The organism is Pleurocapsa sp. CCALA 161, from assembly GCF_003003995.1.
Taxonomy (GTDB): domain Bacteria; phylum Cyanobacteriota; class Cyanobacteriia; order Cyanobacteriales; family Xenococcaceae; genus Waterburya.
The window spans coordinates 23,144-40,175 of record NZ_PVWF01000045.1; the positions used below are offsets into that span (position 1 = coordinate 23,144).

Below are 17,032 nucleotides of genomic sequence, written 5' to 3' on the forward strand. Positions count from 1 at the left end.
TAAATTGATTATTAGTGAAAAAATATTAACTTAATTGACAGCAATGTTTGCAAAGTAGAATGATAATAAACTAAAGTATTTTATTGAAAACTTGAGTTTAGTAAAAATACAAAATTAATATTAATTATAGTAATTATACTGACATTAATTTAATTGTATTTATCTTGTTAATAATTTTATGTTATTTAGCTAAAGCTTCATTAAAACTTTAAAATATTTACCTGTCAAATCTATTATAAATTCTTTATAACAGTAATTACTAAGACATGTTTTTAAATTTTAGAGAAAATCATAGCGTTTTATTTTATATTTAAGGAATATACAGATGACTAACCTTCAGAGAAATAACGTTTATAATCCCAATCGGCGAGCAGAGTTTGACATCAACATAGAAGAATATCTTCTCAAGCTTAAGCGTCGTTGGCTGCCAGCTCTATCTGTTTTTGTCGTTACTGTTGGAACTACTCTCTTTCTCACTAGCTTCTTAGAAAAAACTTATAAATCAGAAGGAAAAATTCTCTTTAAAAAAAACACTCCTAACGAGCTGCTAAATTTGAGTGAAAATACTAATGAATTTAATTCCTTGCTCAATACTCAGACTCCTTTAAGTACAGAAAAGCTGAGAATGATTTCCGAGCCAGTATTGCAACAAACTATAGACCAGCTCAAGTTAGAAAATTCACTAGGAGAGCCGCTGAAAGTAAAAGAGTTTAAAGAAAAACTAGCGATTGAGATAGTTGGAGGTAGTGATGTTATTTCCATTGAATATAAAGATCCCGATCCAATAATCGCCTCTAAAGTAGTCAATACTTTAATGGGTGTCTATATCAAAGAACATGTTCGCAGTAATAAATCAGCTACTGTTAGTGCGGATAGTTTTATCTCCAGTACGATACCCAAAATTGAAACCAAATTAAACAGCTTAGAAGCCAACCTACAAAGCTTCTATGAAAAAAACCAGGTTGTAGATTTGCAAGAAGAAAAAAAATCTCTTGTTGACGAAATCGGTACGCTTAATCGTGCAATATCTGGTGTAGGTGCTCAGTTACAGGGAAAAAAAGCTCAGACTGATAGCTTGCAAAATCAGTTGGGCTTAAACTTAAAACAGGCAATCAGCACAGTTCAATTAGGAAATACACCTCAAGTCCAAAGTATTCTCGATCAGCTTAGTACTACAGAAACAGAATTATCCCAAGAAAGACAAAGATTTAAAGATAATCATCCCGCAGTAATAAGTCTTCAGGAGAAAAAACAAAATCTTAATTCTCAGCTACAAGGATTAATTAGTCAGTATGTTGGGGCTAAAGTTTCCGAAGGATTATTACAAAGTGATAATCTCAAGGACAATCAAATTGAGAAATTTATTAATCTTAAGATAGAAGAACTGAGTCTACAAACCGAACTTTCGTCCCTGTATCAATATCAACAGGTTTATCTCAACCGAGCTAAACAGATACCGAGCTTAGAACAGCAAGAACAATCTCTCTTAAGAGAAGTTGATAGCGCGCGTTCGACATACAAAACCTTGCTAGAAAATAAGTCTGATCTTGATGTTTTGGTTAACCAGCAAACAGGTAATGCTCAGATTATTGAATCTGGTATTGTTCCCGAAGAAGGTAGCACAGGTAGATTACCATTAATAGTTCTCGGGGTTTTGACGGGTCTGTTTTTGGCTAATTTGACTGCTATCTTACTAGAAATGCAGGATCACTCTCTCAAAACTATATCCGAGATTAAACAAAAGTTTGCCTTTCAAGTATTGGGAATTGTTCCTCTTGATACACTACAAAATAACCGAGGTGGACTTGTTGTTCAAAGAGAACCTGATTCATTCGCTAGTGAAATCTATCGTATGATTCAAACTAATCTTAAGTTTCTTGCAGTTAAGCAGCAACCGAAAGTTATTTTGATGACTAGCTCTGTTCCAGGAGAAGGAAAATCTTTAGTAGCAGCAAACTTAGCGGCGGCGATGGCTCAGTTGGGACGCAAAGTTTTGCTGATTGATGGAGATTTAAGAAAAGCTTCTCAACATGATCTTTGGCAGATTAGCAATAAAGTTGGAGTCAAGGATGTTGTCGCGCACAAAACACCATTAGCTCAGGTAGTTACTCAGCCAATAATGCAATTAAATGTTTTAACATCAGGTACTATCGCTCCTAATCCCTTAGCTTTGTTAGACTCACCAGAAATGAGTCAACTTGTGGCAGCAGCAAGAAAGGAATATGAATTAGTCATTATTGATGCACCACCTTTGGCAGTAACTGCCGATGTCTTAACTTTAAGCAAACTAGCCGATGGAATTGTCTTTGTTAGCCGTCCAGGAGTTGTGGAACATGAAAGCGCGGAACTTGCTAAAGAGACTTTATACAATGCTCATCTCGAAAAACAAGTTTTGGGAATGGTAATTAACGGTGTCAAGCAAAAAGAGTTTGATCGCTATTCGTATCATGCTAAATATAGCAAGAGCTATTTTTCTGCTTCTACTGAAACCAGCCAAACCAAAACCGTTACTGCCTAGATATAGTTTTGATATTGCCCTCGTCCATAGATAGTAATTAGGAGCAGTTTTTTACGCCGAAAAAATTTAAAATCAACTTCTGTAATTGGCTTAAGTGCAATATAACTTTGACTATTTGTTTATTCTTAATGAGGAGAGTAAATGAAAATAATGGTATCAATATAAATAATTTTGGTTTATCAATCAATGGTAAAGTTTCAATATTAATAATATATAAAGTCTTAACCTACAAAATCAATTTGCTGCATGATTATTACTCCAAGCTCCAGTAAACAGAAATAGAAGTTATGAATTTAGCCAAGGTTAAAGTTAAAGTTACAAATCTATTTCAAAGTAGTCTGGCACGGGACACTTTATGGATGCTGTGTTCTAAGCTATTTAACATAGTGATGCAGGCAGCATACTTTATTATCATTGCTCGTTTGTTAGGTAAGGAAAATTATGGTTCATTTGTAGCGATTACCGCAGTGGCAAATTTAGTATTTCCTTTTGTTCCTCTAGGTAGTGAGCATTTATTGGTCAAAAATGTTTCGACTAATCAAGCCACCTTCAGCACTAATTGGGGCAATGGTTTAGTTCTTTCTATTGTTAATGGTACTTTATTTACAATACTCCTGTTTCTGCTTGCTCCTGTTTTATTTCCTGGAAATATTCCCTGGGTAGCAATTCTGTTGATTCTTATTGCTGATCTAATCTGCCTGGCTTTACTGGATTTGGGTAGTAAATCGTTGCTTGCCAGCAACATGATTAATAAGACGGCTCAACTAGAAGTTTTGGGTACCTGTAGCAAGCTTTTAGCCGCATTATCTTTAGTGGCATTTTTTCCTAATCCAAGTGTAAGTACTTGGAGTTATTTATATTGTGCTAGTTCAGTGGCTATGACTGTAGTGACAATCTTATTAATTACAAAGATGCTGGGTTTGCCTCGCCCCATATTCTCTGAGCTAAAATCCAATCTGGTTCAAGGATTTTATTTTTCGATCAGTACCTCTGCCAACAATATTAACGCCAACTTAGATAAGTCAATGTTAAGTAAGATCTCAGGAGTTGGGGCAACGGGCATATATGCCTCTGCTTATCGCTTTATTGATGTTGGTAATACACCTTTACTAGCTTTATTTGGTGCTACTTATACTAGATTTTTTCAACATGGGGCGTCTGGAGTTCGGGGGAGTTTGAATTTCGGTAAACGACTTCTGCCTGTGTTAACTATTTATGCGATCGCTACTATCGTTGGATTTTGGCTGCTAGCTCCCTTTATTCCCCTGATTCTTGGTGAAGATTATCGCGATGCGATTGAAGCTCTTTTATGGCTATCTCCCTTACCAGCGATCGCGGCTTTTCAATATTTAGCAGCAGATACTTTAACTGGCGCAGGACATCAAAAGTCTCGTAGTATTATTCAAGTGGGGGCAGCCTTAGTTAATGTGGTTTTAAATATTATTTTGATTCCGCTTTTTTCTTGGAAAGGGGCAGCTTGTGCCACCATCATTTCTGATTCTCTACGGTTAGTTTGTCTTTGGCTAATTTTGTTTATTCTACATCGTCGAGAAAGTAAACAAGACTATTCACCTGGATAGAATAACTTGAATTCATTTATTATGATTAGCTTAACAGTCAACTATGCTATTTAATTCTTTTGAGTTTATTTTTTTATTTTTACCTATTACTCTAGTCTTATTTTTTTATATTAGTAGAAAAAAAGATAGTACTGGACATCAATCGGCAATTCTTTGGTTGATTATTGCTTCTTTGGTTTTTTATGGTTGGTGGAAGCCAATTAATTTACCTTTAATAATTTTCTCGATGCTAGTGAATTATTATTTAGGCTATTGGATGAGTAACAGTATAGCAAAGCCTTGGATTAAAAAAACTGTATTTTTAATAGGTATTATTTTTAATTTAGGGTTAATTGTTTATTTTAAATATTTTGTTTTTATACTGAGTAATATCAATCAAATAATTGGCTCAGATTTTACTCTACCCTCGATAGTTCTGCCGTTAGGCATTTCTTTTTTTACCTTTCAACAAATCGCCTATTTAGTCGATGCTTATCGGGGGGAGACTAAGGAATACGATCTGCGCAAATACATGCTGTTTGTCTGCTTTTTTCCTCAGCTAATTGCGGGTCCAATTGTTCATCATAAGGAAATCTTACCTCAGTTTGAAAAAGCGTCTATTTATAAATTTAGCCAAACAACATTGTCTATTGGTCTGACCGTATTTATTGCTGGTTTATTTAAAAAAGTAATTTTTGCCGATCGCATTGCCGAATATTCTAATCTAGCTTTTGCTGCGGCATCACAGGGGATTGACCTGACCTTTGCCGAAGCTTGGGTAGGGGCATTAGGCTATACTCTACAGCTTTACTTTGATTTTTCGGGCTATTGTGATATGGCGATCGGTGCATCTTATATGTTTGGGATTCGCCTACCGTTAAATTTTAATTCTCCCTACAAAGCTATCAGTATTGTTGACTTCTGGCGTAGATGGCATATTACGCTGTCTCATTTTTTGAGAGATTACTTGTATATACCTTTGGGTGGTAGTCGTAAAGGAAAGGTACGACGTTACTTAAATTTGCTGATTACGATGTTAATAGGGGGTTTATGGCATGGCGCAGGTTGGACTTTTATCTTTTGGGGTGGATTGCATGGAATTTATCTGATAGTTAATCATCTGTATCGATCTGTTCGTCTTGGTTGGGGGCATAATCTAAAAAATGACGGGTGGCTGCTTCGCATGACAGGACAGATTGTGACCTTTATTGCTGTAGTTATTTCTTGGGTCTTTTTTAAAGCTAACAGTTTTGAAACGGCCACCTCAATGTTACAGTCAATGTTTGGCTTTAAAGGCATCGAACTACCTGATTTTTTAGCACCCTATCTGGGCTTTTTGAGAAATGTTGGTATTGGGTTTTCTGGATTTACTGTCAACGTAGGTATCAGTCAAAAATATGCCACTTTTGGCATCTTGATCCTGTTGCTGATTGTTTGGTTGACTCCTAATACTCAGCAGTGGATGGGTAAATACAATCCAGCTTTAACTGAGCCAGTTGAACAATATCAGTCACAGTGGCAACAGCAACTATGGCACTATCTATCTTGGCAACCTAATAAAATTTGGACCGTAATCATCGCCAGTTTAACTGTACTATCTCTGTTGTGCTTCTCTCGGGTTAGTGAATTTCTTTATTTCCAATTTTGATTTTTAAAACGTACATTCTAAATTAACTAGCAAAAATGAACCTCAAAGGTGTTACAGAAGGATTTTTAAAATTAGGCAAGCGAACTGTGCCAGAAATGTCGGATTCTCGAATGGTCAGCAACAAAGAAAGTAAGTTTAGTTTTGGTCTATATGGACTGGTGACTTCTTTACTCTTGGGTTCTGTCGCTGGTATAAACTGGTTGATCGATCCTCTTTGGTATAGTCACGGCAATATCTTGACGGGCAAAAATTTTGCTTTTAATGAACGTATTACCAAAACAAACCTTTTTTTTAGGACTAAAGATCGAGAAAACTACGACTGTATTATTTTTGGTAGCTCTAGAGTGACGACTTTAAGACCCTCTGAATTAAGCAACCACAATTGTTTTAATTATGCTCTTAAGGGAGCAGAAATACCTGATTTTGTCAGTTACGCCAATTTTTTGCAGGAGCAAAACATTAATCCCAAGATAATTTATATTGGGGTCGATGGCTTAAATTTTGTCGAACAAGAAAGAAAGGAACAGCCTCCAATTTCTATTGATAGTATTAAAACCCCATCTTTTCTTCAGGCTTATTTGTCGTCTGACGTGTTGTTGTTTTCGGCTATGACTATATTAGGCATTAGTCCCGATCCTGCAAATTATTACGATCAAAATTTTGAACCAGTGGATTTTGCCAATCCTCCTGTGTATGAAGGAAAGTTTTATAAGCCTGCTTCCCAACAAAAATGCGATTTGGCTTCGGTAGAAACGTTTATTAGTTTGCAAAAATTCTTTCCTAATGCCAAATTTGTGGCTTATGTGCCACCGAGGTCTGCCTGGAGTATGATTAATGAAACTTATGCCAGGGGACTAACCGATTGTGAGCTATTAGCTTTTTATAAGCTATCGCAAAGTTATGATGCTATGTATGATTTTTCCATCCCTTCCGAGGTAACTAAAAACCCCCGCAACACCTTTGATGGCAGTCATTATTCAGTGGAAACCAACAATAAAATTGCTAAAATTTTGCAGGGAGGAACAGATGGTGATTTCGGAATTCGGATAGATAAATACACATTTGAAGATTATCGTGCAGCTTACCGTCAAAAGTTACGAGGATTTTTAGCAGAAACTGGGGAATTAAAACGCTGGAACGATAACCCAAAAATTTCTATTGATATGGTTCAATAAAAAACCCTAATTGAGCCGATGAGTAATTAGGGTTTTGAACTAAATTATGATTTATTAGATCTGCTTTTTGGGCTGATTTGCGATCGCCTCATGGCTGGAGGAATTGCCAAACTTTGAATTACTTGATTTCTTCTGGCATCTTCCATCTGTTTCAATTCAGTATAATCTAGCCAATGAATGCAGTTTACGGGACAGGTATCCCTTGCCTCTTCAATTAGCTCTTCAATGTCACCGTCTTGATTGAAAACTCTGGCTCGACCATATTCAGGCTCAATATAGAATGTATTTGTCGCTACGTGAGTACAGTGTTTACAGCCAATACAGATATTTTCATCAACGAAAACTCCTTTTTGTCGCCAAATGCCACCTAATTCTGGCTCAAAACCATTAGGCTGACTTGAGTCAGCACTATTCATCAGGTACTCCAACGTTGTACCACTAGACGGATTGAACCGTCTTCATTGTTGGCTTGCTCGGCGATCGCAAATCCTTGACTAGCAGTTTCATTGACTACAGTGTGATAGGCGTAACGTTGAGTTACTTGACGTAAAAAACCATCCACGGTCAACGGTTGCTGCCAATATTGTAAGTCGGCGACTAATTCATACTCATTACCATTCCAGCAAAATCCAAAATCATAGCTGTTGTTTTGCTCAATCACTACCTCAGCCTGATGGGTTTGACCCTGGTAGCCTCGGACTTGTCCTGAACTATCTTTCCAATCTACGTTTAAATCTTTGAGAGCCGCTTTCAAAGAATCTAAGTTGCGAATTTTCGTTTTAATATTGCTGAAATGTGACATAAATTTCCTCTGTGAAACTAAATTGAATGTTCTAATTAATTTAAACTGCTGTCTTAAAATTACCAATCGCTGTAGCTGCTTTGAGCAACAACGGTAGCTGATTGAACTTTATTTTGAGCGTAGTAATCAGAGGTTTGCTGTTGATCTACTACCACTCCTAACTGCTTTTCGAGCGCTGCGGTTACTTCTTGGCAAGATGAGCCAACAATACCTGTGACCGTCTCTTTTACCCGTCCATCGGGATAAATAATGAATTCTAATGTTTCCATTTATCTGCTTACTGGCGATCGCCTAGCATAAACCATGTGCTTAACAGACTAACGTTGTTATTTTTTTGTTATATCGCTCTCATTATAGATATTTTGAGAGACAGCTCTAATTCTCAAAGAATCTTATTAAAGTTTAATAATAGCTGAATTAGTCACTGCTACATAATCTAAGTTTTCCGTAAACTAACTTGAGAGTCAAGGGGAAAGAGTGGGGACTAAAAGTTTTTTTTACAAAAAGATACAATACTCAGAAAATGTTTGTAATTCAAAAAAGTCAGGCTAGATTAAATTTTAACGTGATCCGTAGGTTGGAACTTAGTGCGATCGCGCCTTGGTAAGGTGATGAGAAATGCGATCGCACTTGACAACAAAAAACTAAAAATAATGCGATCGCTTTTCTTGTAGTCAGTTTCTTCTAAAGGTCGTCTTCTGTTAACTCGGCTATTTTCATCAAAGCCTTCAGCGTACCTATTTTTAAATCTTTGTTCTTGTGTACTGGAATAGACAAAATTTTATCGACCCCAGTTTTAGCGTAAATATGATGACTACCGTAACTTTTCTCAAAACCCAGCCTTTCTTCTCAACCATTTTACAAAGCTTTTTACCAGAAACCGACTTCATACAGCTACTTCTAAAATTTGAGTATCATTTTCAATAGTATGATTGTCGTTTGCTACTTCAAGCCATCCTTCAATTACATCTTTGAGGTTGTTTTCTAGCTCTTCCATCGTATACCCTTCAGTAATACACCCTGGTAAGGCTGGAACTTCTGCCCAATAGCCTCCTTCTTCTGCCTGATGGACGATCGCTTTGATTTTCATAGATATAGTCATTCCAAATAGAAAACATAGGTTAATTAGTACTACTTCCCCTCATTCATCATTCATTCCTCATCGTTTTATCGATTTTCCAAAACATACGGAAATTAATTGGAATGACTATACAAGTGTTTGGTTATAATTTTGTACTCTATTTTATCTTTATCGAAGTCAAGATCGCTCTCTGTAATGTGATGGGAAATGCGATCGCTGTAAAACAATAAAAATTTGAATTGTGAGCGATTTATGTTACAGCAGTTTTGAATCAATACAGAAACAATTGAAGGTATTAAATCAAAATTTAAATAGTAAATATGATATTCAATTATCTACTGAATTTAATCATTTAGTTTCTTATATGTTAATCGTATGTACTAAAAATTCTTATCCCACAAAATATCTAGCAGAAGTAGCTTGTCGTGATGCAATGTCCCCTGTAGAGTATGAATTACGATTAATAGCAGAAGAAATTGCAAACTAAAGGTCAAATAGATCTTTTAGGTTGGGTAGAACGAAGTGAACCCCAACAACAATCTAACTGCTAGATTATGATTTGTTTGCTGAATATGCAAATTTAGATATCACACAATTATTAGAAAAATCAATCAATCTCCGCACCAATATTGACAGGATAGTAGTCGAGAAGGTGGTAGAGAGATCTTATTAGAGTTTTAATTTGCAATCTTTAATCTGCTCTTAGCTATTGGAATTTCTCGATGTTTGTCTTGATAGTCTTCCTTAACTAATTCCCAAGCATTTTTTAATTCTTCTAATGCTTCTTGAGGCGTATCTCCAAATGCGGAAATAGTTGGTATTTCTTGAAAATGTGCCAACCAATCTCCTTGTTCGTCAACATATAAATTGATAATAAAACCATCAAAATTATAATTATCTAAAGACATTATTCTTCCTGCTGACATTTAATAAACTGTTGAACTTGATAAACTTTTGCTTTGCCATCCTTTCGAGGCTGAATTGGTAAAGATTGACCTTTAGGAGATGACCATAGACGATGACTTCCTCTTTGGCGTTCAAATATCCAGCCACTTTGTTCTAAAAGAGTTTCAAATTCTTTAAAAGTTAGATTCTGAGGACTTTGTTGTGCTTTTCTCCATAATTTTTCTTTTTTGGTCATATTCCAATTATAAGATCTGTATCTCAATTCTACTGGAGGCGATCGCTTTTATAGAAAACATCAATGCGATTATCCTTGCGTAGGGTGGGCATCAGAAAAAAATATGAAGTTTATCACTGACTTATATCACAGTGAAACAGTACATTTAAGCAAGTCTAAATTGAGTTTTAGGATTTTTTTTGGTGATTTTTGCCCACCCTACGAAGACGTGATCGCTCTTACAATCCAATCATGTTTTATCAAACAGTATTTATTTATTTGTTTAACTGACTTTGACTAAATCAAATAAACATGACAAAGAATTGGATCTTTTAGATTTTTCTTCAGCTTCTTTTATTTTTGAGATATCTTTTGTGATACTATTTAGTTTGTATTTGTAATTGCCAATGTACTGATAACATTTATCTTTTTCTTTATTTTTAATAAATACAGGAATAATTGTTTCTGGCTGTTCAGCCAGTAAACGTGCTTTTGCATAAATTCGAGTTCCTTTACCTGCTTGTATTTGCTTGGGAGCATCAGGATTCAACTCTCTACAAAAACAACCTGCTAAAATTCTATGATTTTTTTGTGGAAGATAGGTTTGTATCTCACCACCTACAATTTTTTGAATTTCTCTGCGACTATACTGTTTATTTTTATCAAATTTCATACTTCGTATTTCAAAATGAATAATTGTTTTTATAGATACATTAATTTTTTATGCAGAAAGTCTTTTGATGTTATCCCAAGCTTGATTGATAAAATTCATGCGAACTTGAATTTGGCTATTAGATGGCTGAGTAAGTTGACAATATTTTTCTAAACTTCTGGCATTATTATCAATAATTTTTTTTTGCTTGATTGTTTCGTTAGGGTCATTTTTCATAGCCCATTTAAAATACACATGATCTTCTATTAAGGTGTAGATAAAATTAGTATCTTTAATCGCTTGTTCGCATTCTGGAGAGCTTGCCTGTGCCTGATAAGGAATTAACGCTGAAGCAATTAGGGTTAAAGTAATTATGCGATATTTCATTGTTCCAATTGATAATTTGTTCTATGTCAATTACACTTGGCGACAGAAGTATTTGTGTGTGATTTAGATCTCTAATCAGAATTTTCTTTCAAAAAGTCAGAACGGCATATCCAAGTATTTTGCGATCGCCCTACCTCCCTACTTCTCTTCAACCCTCAACGATTTAACGCTAAAATAATCTTTGCGGAAAAATATAAATAAAATCATAGAATCAAGGACTCGATGCGCGTCTCTCTAAACTGGTTACAAGAATTAGTCGATATCAATATGTCCCCAGAAGAGTTGGGGAGAATTTTAACTATAGCAGGATTTGAATTAGAAGAATTAATCGATCTGCGTGCTAATGCTGACGGGGTGGTAGTCGGGAGGGTAATAGAGCGATCGCAACATCCCAATGCTGATAAGTTGAGTGTTTGTAAAGTAGATATAGGTGCAGATGAGCCTTTGAATATTGTCTGTGGTGCATCGAATGTGCGATCAAATATTTTTGTCCCTGTAGCTACAGTAGGGACTTATTTGCCTGCAATTGATTTAAAGCTCAAGCCCACTAAACTACGGGGTGAACCTTCTCAGGGAATGATTTGTTCTTTGACGGAATTGGGTTTAGAAAAAGAATCTGATGGGATATATATATTTGCGGAAGATAATCTTAAACCTGGGGATGATGTGCGTCCTTTGTTGGGTTTGAATGATGTTATTTTGGATTTGGCGACTACGGCTAACCGCGCTGATGCTTTGAGTATGGTGGGTATTGCCAGGGAGGTTGCAGCTTTGACTGGTGCTAAGGTGAGATTGCCAGAAATCAAAAAACAGGATCTTAATTCTGATAGTTCTTTAGTAATTGCTATTCAAGATCCAGCAGCCTGTATGGCATATATCGGTACAGTAATTGAGGGGGTAAAAATTGAGCCTTCTCCTGACTGGTTGAAATGGCGATTGGAAGCAGCAGGTACACGTCCGATTAATAATGTGGTGGATATTACTAACTATATTTTATTGGAATGGGGACAACCTCTTCATGCTTTTGATTGCGAGAAGTTACAACAGGTTGCAGGGAGTAATGATTTAACTATCGGGGTGCGTTTTGCTCAAGCAGGTGAAAAGTTAAAGACTCTGGATGAACAAGAAAGAGAATTAGTTACAGATAATTTACTGATTACCGTTAATGACCAACCCGTTGCTTTAGGGGGAGTTATGGGGGGTGAAGAGACAGAAGTTGATGACAATACTAGTAATATTGTTTTAGAAGCAGCATTGTTTGATCCTGTGGTTATTCGTCGTTCATCTCGCGCTCAAAACCTACGCAGTGAAGCTTCTACCCGTTACGAAAGGGGTGTAAACCAAGTAGAATTAGAATCTGCCTGTAAAAGAGCGATCGCACTACTGCAAGAATTGGCTGGTGGTACTCCTATTACCCAAGCTATTTCTGATTATCGTATCGATCATGCTAGCCGTAATGCTATTGAATTACGTTTGAGTCGAATTCATCAAATTTTAGGTAAGGTGAATAAGGAAGACGGTGTTGGTTATATTGAAGCTGTCGATGTTGAATCAATCTTGGGAGCTTTAGGCTGTAATCTAGAGCCAGTTGCAGGTAAAGAAAATACTTGGCTTGTTAAAGTGCCTCCTTACCGTTATCGAGACTTAGAACGGGAAATTGACTTAATTGAAGAAGTTGCCCGTCTCTATGGTTACGATCGCTTTTGTGATACTCTACCCGATAAAACCGAACCTGGTTATCTTTCGGCGGAATATGCGATTAAAAATAAACTCCGTGCTGTCTTACGAGGTGTCGGGTTAACAGAAGTGGTGCAATATTCTTTAGTTAAACCCACAGATAAAGAAGTCAAGCTAGCTAATCCTTTATTTGCAGAATATTCTGCTTTACGCACTGATTTATTTTCTGGCTTATTAGACGCTTTTGTTTATAACCAGTCTCAAGGTAACGGCGCACTCAACGCCTTTGAAATTGAACGGGTATTTTTCCAGTCAGAGGAACAATTAAAAGAAAGAGATTCCGTCGCAGGAATTATGGGGGGAAACATCACCTCTCAGGGTATGTGGGTTAACGGTGGCAAAGGTACACCAATGACTTGGTATGATGCTAAGGGAATATTAGAAAATGTCTTTAGTAATCTAGGGATTAGCGTCGAATATCGTCCAACCAGTGATGAACCAAGACTACATCCAGGACGTACTGCTGCACTATGGTTGCAAGGCAAACCTTTGGGTGTTTTCGGGCAAATTCATCCGCAACTGGCGCAACAGCGAGATTTAAACAACGAAGTCTATCTATTTGAATTAGATTTTAATATTTTACTGACAGCCTTAGATCGCGATGCCATAACCACCCCCAAATTCCAACCCTATTCCACCTATCCAGGTTCAGATCGAGATTTGGCTTTCTTTGCACCTTTAGATTTATCCGTGGCTGAAATTACCAAAGCGATGAGCAAAGCAGGAGGTAAACTACTACAAAAAGTCGAAGTGTTTGATGAATATAAAGGCAAAAATGTCCCCGAAGGACAACGCAGTTTAGCATTTAACTTAGTTTATCAAGCAAGCGATCGCACTTTAACTGATAAGGATGTCGATCCTGTACATCAAAAAGTCCGTGATACTTTAGTGAAGAAGTTTGATGTCACATTGCGGAGTTAAAACCGACTATTAAAATAAAAAAATCAAAGAGCAATAATTAAATATAGACCTGCCCTTTGATCTCGGATGAAGTGGAAGAGATATGAACAACATCAAACAGCTATATGAGACAGATTTTAATCTTTGGGTTGAAAAAACTATTGAGATAATTAAAAATCGAGATGTCAAGAATATGGACTGAGAGAATTTGCTAGAAGAAATTGAGGATATGGGGGCGAGTCAAAAACGGTCGTTAGATAGTTATGTGCAGCGTTTAATTGAATATATCCCTAAGCTCAAATACTGGCATTCTGAACAAGAAAGAAACGAAAAAGGTTGGAGAAGTGAAGTAGTTAACTTTAGAAATAGAATTAATCGCTTGCTTTAAAAAAATCCCAGTCTTAAAAATTATCTTACATCAGAATATCTTGATAACTATCAAGACGCGATCGCTACTATGTCTGAGAAGTTTGATATACCTAAATGCACCAGATCAAAAAGAAAAATGCAAGCTCATAATCAAAATAAAGTTAAAAAAGTATTTTCAGTAAGAGGTTAAATTTGAGCTTTATTACCCCTAAACTATCTTACACAATTTGGTTTAGCCAACGGACTGGTAGTACACTTCTTTGTAGAGCCTTACAGTCTACTAGTGTAGCAGGTAAACCTGGGGAATGGTTAAACTGTTATACTCCTTCTGATTTTAATTTGCTAGACAAGTATCAACTCAGCAATTATGCAGAATTGCAACAAAGACTATGGCAACTTGGAACTACTCCTAACGGTATTTTTGGTTTGAAGGTGGCAGTATTTGAGCCATATTTTAGTAAGATAATTAACACTTTTAAACAATTTCCTAATTGTGATTCCAAAGCGAATAAGCGTGTAGAAATTTGGAATAATGCTTTTCCTAACTGTAAACACATTTACATGACTAGAAGAAATAAAGTTCGTTTAGCTGTTTCTTGGTGGAAAGCAATTCAGTCTCAGGAATGGCATAGGGAACAAGGAAAATTACCTCTGGCTGCTGATCTTAGAGACAAATATTGTTACGAAGCAATTGATCATTTATTTGCTGAATGCTCGATGCGAGAAGCTGCTATTCAAGAGTTTTTTGCGGAAGGTTCAATTGTTCCTCTAACTATTATTTACGAAGACTTTATTCTTGCTTATGAAGAGACTATTAGAAATATTCTTAGTTGTTTGCAATTATCTGATGCTCAAAATGTATCAATAAATCCTCCTCAACTCCATAAACTAGCGGATGATATATCGGAAGAATGGGTGCAAAGATTTAGACAAGAAAGACAAATAGGGTGGGATAATTTTTGGTAGGATTACTTGACATCCTGTTTAACAACATTATTATTATCTAACTATACAAAAGCGATCGCCCTAAAACTCATCTTCAGAAATACCAGAAACTTTTGCCAGTGAATTAATCTAACAGGTTTTTCATATACTGATTCACATAGTTCAGCTATCTGTGAGCTAAGATGAGAAAATCCATCTGGAGCATAAGGTGCAAGTTCTTTGAATGTCTCCGTTTGCGTTGTTAGGGTCTCAGTATCTTTGTCAATAGTTTCATTTTCTTTTAATCGCCAAATTTTCTTTAATTCTCCGAGTAAATATCTTTGTCTTGCTTTAACTATTGCTGGTGTCCATTCCTGCTCTTTCAAAACTTGAACTGTTAAAGCAAATGTAGATACGGGTTTATTAAAATACTTTTCTTTTTTCGACTGAAAATCATAATTACTAGCTGCAATATTTTTTTGGTGAGAAAGCAAAACTAAATTGCTCAAACGATGCAAGTAATTTTCTTTTACTTCGGTAGAAAACCAATTTAGCCACTGACTATCAAATTTAGGATTTTGAGGAAGAACGTGTTCGATGGTAATTTTTTTGTATGTATCGTAGTCGGGAGTACCATCAGAAATAGCACTGTTAAGACGCAAGAGTATATAAAGGCTGATATTTTTAGTTTTATATGTGTTGTAAATGTCTCCGTTGAGGCGATCGCAAATTTCTTGTTGTTCTTGTATACTTAATTGCAGTGGTGAATCAAAACTATATAAGTCACCGTTATTTTCAATCAACTTAATCAGATCTGCATAACGTTTAATACGTTTATCGATATTAGCTTTTAAAATTGTTAAACCAGCAGCCAAACGTTCAAAATCAGTAAAGAATTTTAGTAATTGTTCTGGTTCATGACGATATTTTGTTAGGTAGAGAATTCCTGGCGCAACCCAGTCAGAATTACCTGTCTTTTGTAGCCAACGAAATAGTCGATTGATTTCCGAAGTGTGTATTACACTAACAAAAGTATAGTTTTTAATATTTTCTAAGGCTTTAGCATAGGGTTCTATAACTTTATCAATTAGATAACGCGAATCTTTATTTTCTTCTCGTATTAATACATAATCACGAAAACTTTTAAGTACTGATGATTCTAATTTCTTCTGAGCATAAATCATCCGAATATGAGAAAAAAGCTCAGTAAAATCTTTTCTGCCTAATTGTTCTTCTAAGTCTTCCCATTTACGAGTATATTTCTGTTCCTGTTCTTTATCTTGAGACAATTTACCAATAACATCAGCTTTTAAAATATCTGTAATTGATAAGTCCAAACCGCGATCATTAAGTACGGAAAAGATTTTGTAAGCGGAATCAAAATCTGATGTATGAACTATGACTAAATAGCAATGCTGTAAAATAAATTGAGTTAAACGGACTTTATGAAATTCTTCTGGTAAATCTTTAGCAATTTTATCGAGTAAAAAACGAGTATTCTTAACAATATTACGTTGACTATTAGAAAGGTCATGTAAATTAATTTTGTCTAATTTTTCTATACCATCGGAGCTTTGAATATATTCCTTGAAAAAATCGCGATCGCGTTCTCTTAAAATTAATCTAGGACTAGCGGAAGCACCTCCAAGCGGATTCTCTGGTTGACAAATAAAGCTTTCTAAGTTGTGTTTATACGTAGGAAGTAACTCTCTGAGTACAGCAAATAAAATCGTTAAAGTTGTTAATCTTTGTTGTCCATCGACAACTTCAGATTCGGATCTACCTATCGGCTTAATTAAAACAATATTGCCTAAAAAATAGGGAGGTAATTTATCAATATCTGTTGATTTGTCTCCCAATGCATCAATTAAATCTGTAAGTAGCTGTTCTGTTTGTTCAGTTGTCCAAGCATAGGGCCGTTGATAATTAGGGATGTTAAATACAAAATCGTCACTGAGTACTTTTTTGATAGGATAACCAGCCCCTTCGATTTTTATTGCTGTCATGTTTTTTGAAAAATCTAAATTTATTAGCCTTCATAAATAGGTTTCCCAAAATTAGAGGTAAATATTCCAAAAATAAAGCGATCGCTAACATCAATGTTATACTAAAAGTATAACTTCAAATTATACTCGCTGATTATGACTACAGCAAAGACAG

General features: G+C 35.7%; 16 protein-coding genes and 2 pseudogenes. 8 read left to right on the top strand and 10 right to left on the bottom strand.

Features of this window, described 5'->3' with window-relative positions; all coding sequences use genetic code 11:
- Positions 1 to 325 precede the first annotated feature (325 nt).
- The 4 genes from C7B62_RS12585 to C7B62_RS12600 all read left to right on the top strand — a co-directional run bounded on the left by C7B62_RS12585 (position 326) and on the right by C7B62_RS12600 (position 6,900).
- Positions 326 to 2,518, top strand: a complete 2,193-nt coding sequence (locus C7B62_RS12585; protein WP_106236569.1) for a polysaccharide biosynthesis tyrosine autokinase — start codon at positions 326 to 328, stop codon at positions 2,516 to 2,518.
- A gap of 287 nt (positions 2,519 to 2,805) precedes the next feature.
- Entirely contained in the window at positions 2,806 to 4,098 is a 1,293-nt protein-coding gene (locus tag C7B62_RS12590) for a lipopolysaccharide biosynthesis protein (RefSeq protein ID WP_106236572.1), read from the top strand.
- Between the two features lie 43 nt (positions 4,099 to 4,141).
- Entirely contained in the window at positions 4,142 to 5,725 is a 1,584-nt protein-coding gene (locus tag C7B62_RS12595) for an MBOAT family protein (RefSeq protein WP_106236574.1), read from the top strand.
- 35 nt (positions 5,726 to 5,760) lie between these two features.
- The gene (locus tag C7B62_RS12600; RefSeq protein ID WP_106236577.1) at positions 5,761 to 6,900 is read left to right on the top strand and encodes a hypothetical protein; all 1,140 of its coding nucleotides are present in this window, start codon (positions 5,761 to 5,763) and stop codon (positions 6,898 to 6,900) included.
- Between the two features lie 44 nt (positions 6,901 to 6,944).
- On the opposite strand, the gene C7B62_RS12605 is transcribed toward C7B62_RS12600, so the two are convergent.
- From C7B62_RS12605 to C7B62_RS12625, 5 genes and pseudogenes are all read right to left on the bottom strand, one after another.
- Positions 6,945 to 7,316: a ferredoxin gene (locus C7B62_RS12605; protein WP_106236582.1), complete on the bottom strand. Its 372-nt coding sequence runs from the start codon at positions 7,314 to 7,316 to the stop codon at positions 6,945 to 6,947.
- Complete coding sequence (locus C7B62_RS12610) at positions 7,316 to 7,702, bottom strand: DUF1257 domain-containing protein (protein WP_106236584.1); 387 nt, start codon at positions 7,700 to 7,702, stop codon at positions 7,316 to 7,318. The genes C7B62_RS12605 and C7B62_RS12610 overlap by 1 nt, the downstream gene beginning before the upstream one ends.
- A gap of 59 nt (positions 7,703 to 7,761) precedes the next feature.
- Positions 7,762 to 7,971: a DUF2997 domain-containing protein gene (locus tag C7B62_RS12615; RefSeq protein ID WP_106236586.1), complete on the bottom strand. Its 210-nt coding sequence runs from the start codon at positions 7,969 to 7,971 to the stop codon at positions 7,762 to 7,764.
- A gap of 415 nt (positions 7,972 to 8,386) precedes the next feature.
- Positions 8,387 to 8,592, bottom strand: a pseudogene (locus tag C7B62_RS27150) (type II toxin-antitoxin system HicA family toxin).
- Positions 8,589 to 8,792, bottom strand: a complete 204-nt coding sequence (locus tag C7B62_RS12625; protein WP_106236588.1) for a type II toxin-antitoxin system HicB family antitoxin — start codon at positions 8,790 to 8,792, stop codon at positions 8,589 to 8,591. Before C7B62_RS12625 ends, C7B62_RS27150 begins: the two are co-directional and overlap by 4 nt.
- Positions 8,793 to 9,024: 232 nt before the next feature.
- On the opposite strand from C7B62_RS12625, the gene C7B62_RS12630 reads away from it, so the two are divergent.
- Entirely contained in the window at positions 9,025 to 9,270 is a 246-nt protein-coding gene (locus C7B62_RS12630; RefSeq protein ID WP_106236591.1) for a hypothetical protein, read from the top strand.
- Between the two features lie 190 nt (positions 9,271 to 9,460).
- Here the strand turns inward: C7B62_RS12630 and C7B62_RS12635 are convergent, their stop codons facing one another.
- The 4 genes from C7B62_RS12635 to C7B62_RS12650 all read right to left on the bottom strand — a co-directional run bounded on the left by C7B62_RS12635 (position 9,461) and on the right by C7B62_RS12650 (position 10,942).
- On the bottom strand, positions 9,461 to 9,691 hold the full coding sequence (locus tag C7B62_RS12635) for a type II toxin-antitoxin system HicB family antitoxin (protein ID WP_106236593.1): 231 nt from the start codon (positions 9,689 to 9,691) through the stop codon (positions 9,461 to 9,463).
- On the bottom strand, positions 9,691 to 9,924 hold the full coding sequence (locus tag C7B62_RS12640) for a type II toxin-antitoxin system HicA family toxin (protein ID WP_106236595.1): 234 nt from the start codon (positions 9,922 to 9,924) through the stop codon (positions 9,691 to 9,693). Before C7B62_RS12640 ends, C7B62_RS12635 begins: the two co-directional genes overlap by 1 nt.
- Positions 9,925 to 10,186: 262 nt before the next feature.
- Positions 10,187 to 10,576 (bottom strand): hypothetical protein, encoded by a 390-nt coding sequence (locus C7B62_RS12645; RefSeq protein ID WP_106236597.1) that lies wholly within the window; start codon positions 10,574 to 10,576, stop codon positions 10,187 to 10,189.
- A 48-nt stretch (positions 10,577 to 10,624) separates the two neighbouring features.
- Positions 10,625 to 10,942 (bottom strand): hypothetical protein, encoded by a 318-nt coding sequence (locus tag C7B62_RS12650; protein WP_106236599.1) that lies wholly within the window; start codon positions 10,940 to 10,942, stop codon positions 10,625 to 10,627.
- A 222-nt stretch (positions 10,943 to 11,164) separates the two neighbouring features.
- Here C7B62_RS12650 and pheT point away from each other — a divergent pair, with 222 nt between their 5' ends.
- The 3 genes and pseudogenes from pheT to C7B62_RS12665 all read left to right on the top strand — a co-directional run bounded on the left by pheT (position 11,165) and on the right by C7B62_RS12665 (position 14,914).
- On the top strand, positions 11,165 to 13,600 hold the full coding sequence (gene pheT, locus C7B62_RS12655; protein ID WP_106236601.1) for a phenylalanine--tRNA ligase subunit beta: 2,436 nt from the start codon (positions 11,165 to 11,167) through the stop codon (positions 13,598 to 13,600).
- A gap of 82 nt (positions 13,601 to 13,682) precedes the next feature.
- Positions 13,683 to 13,967 (top strand): annotated as a pseudogene (locus tag C7B62_RS27155) (DUF29 domain-containing protein).
- A gap of 173 nt (positions 13,968 to 14,140) precedes the next feature.
- Positions 14,141 to 14,914 (top strand): Stf0 family sulfotransferase, encoded by a 774-nt coding sequence (locus C7B62_RS12665; RefSeq protein ID WP_199194178.1) that lies wholly within the window; start codon positions 14,141 to 14,143, stop codon positions 14,912 to 14,914.
- 41 nt (positions 14,915 to 14,955) lie between these two features.
- On the opposite strand, the gene C7B62_RS12670 is transcribed toward C7B62_RS12665, so the two are convergent.
- The gene (locus C7B62_RS12670; RefSeq protein ID WP_106236603.1) at positions 14,956 to 16,878 is read right to left on the bottom strand and encodes a DUF262 domain-containing protein; all 1,923 of its coding nucleotides are present in this window, start codon (positions 16,876 to 16,878) and stop codon (positions 14,956 to 14,958) included.
- Between the last annotated feature and the right edge of the window lie 154 nt (positions 16,879 to 17,032).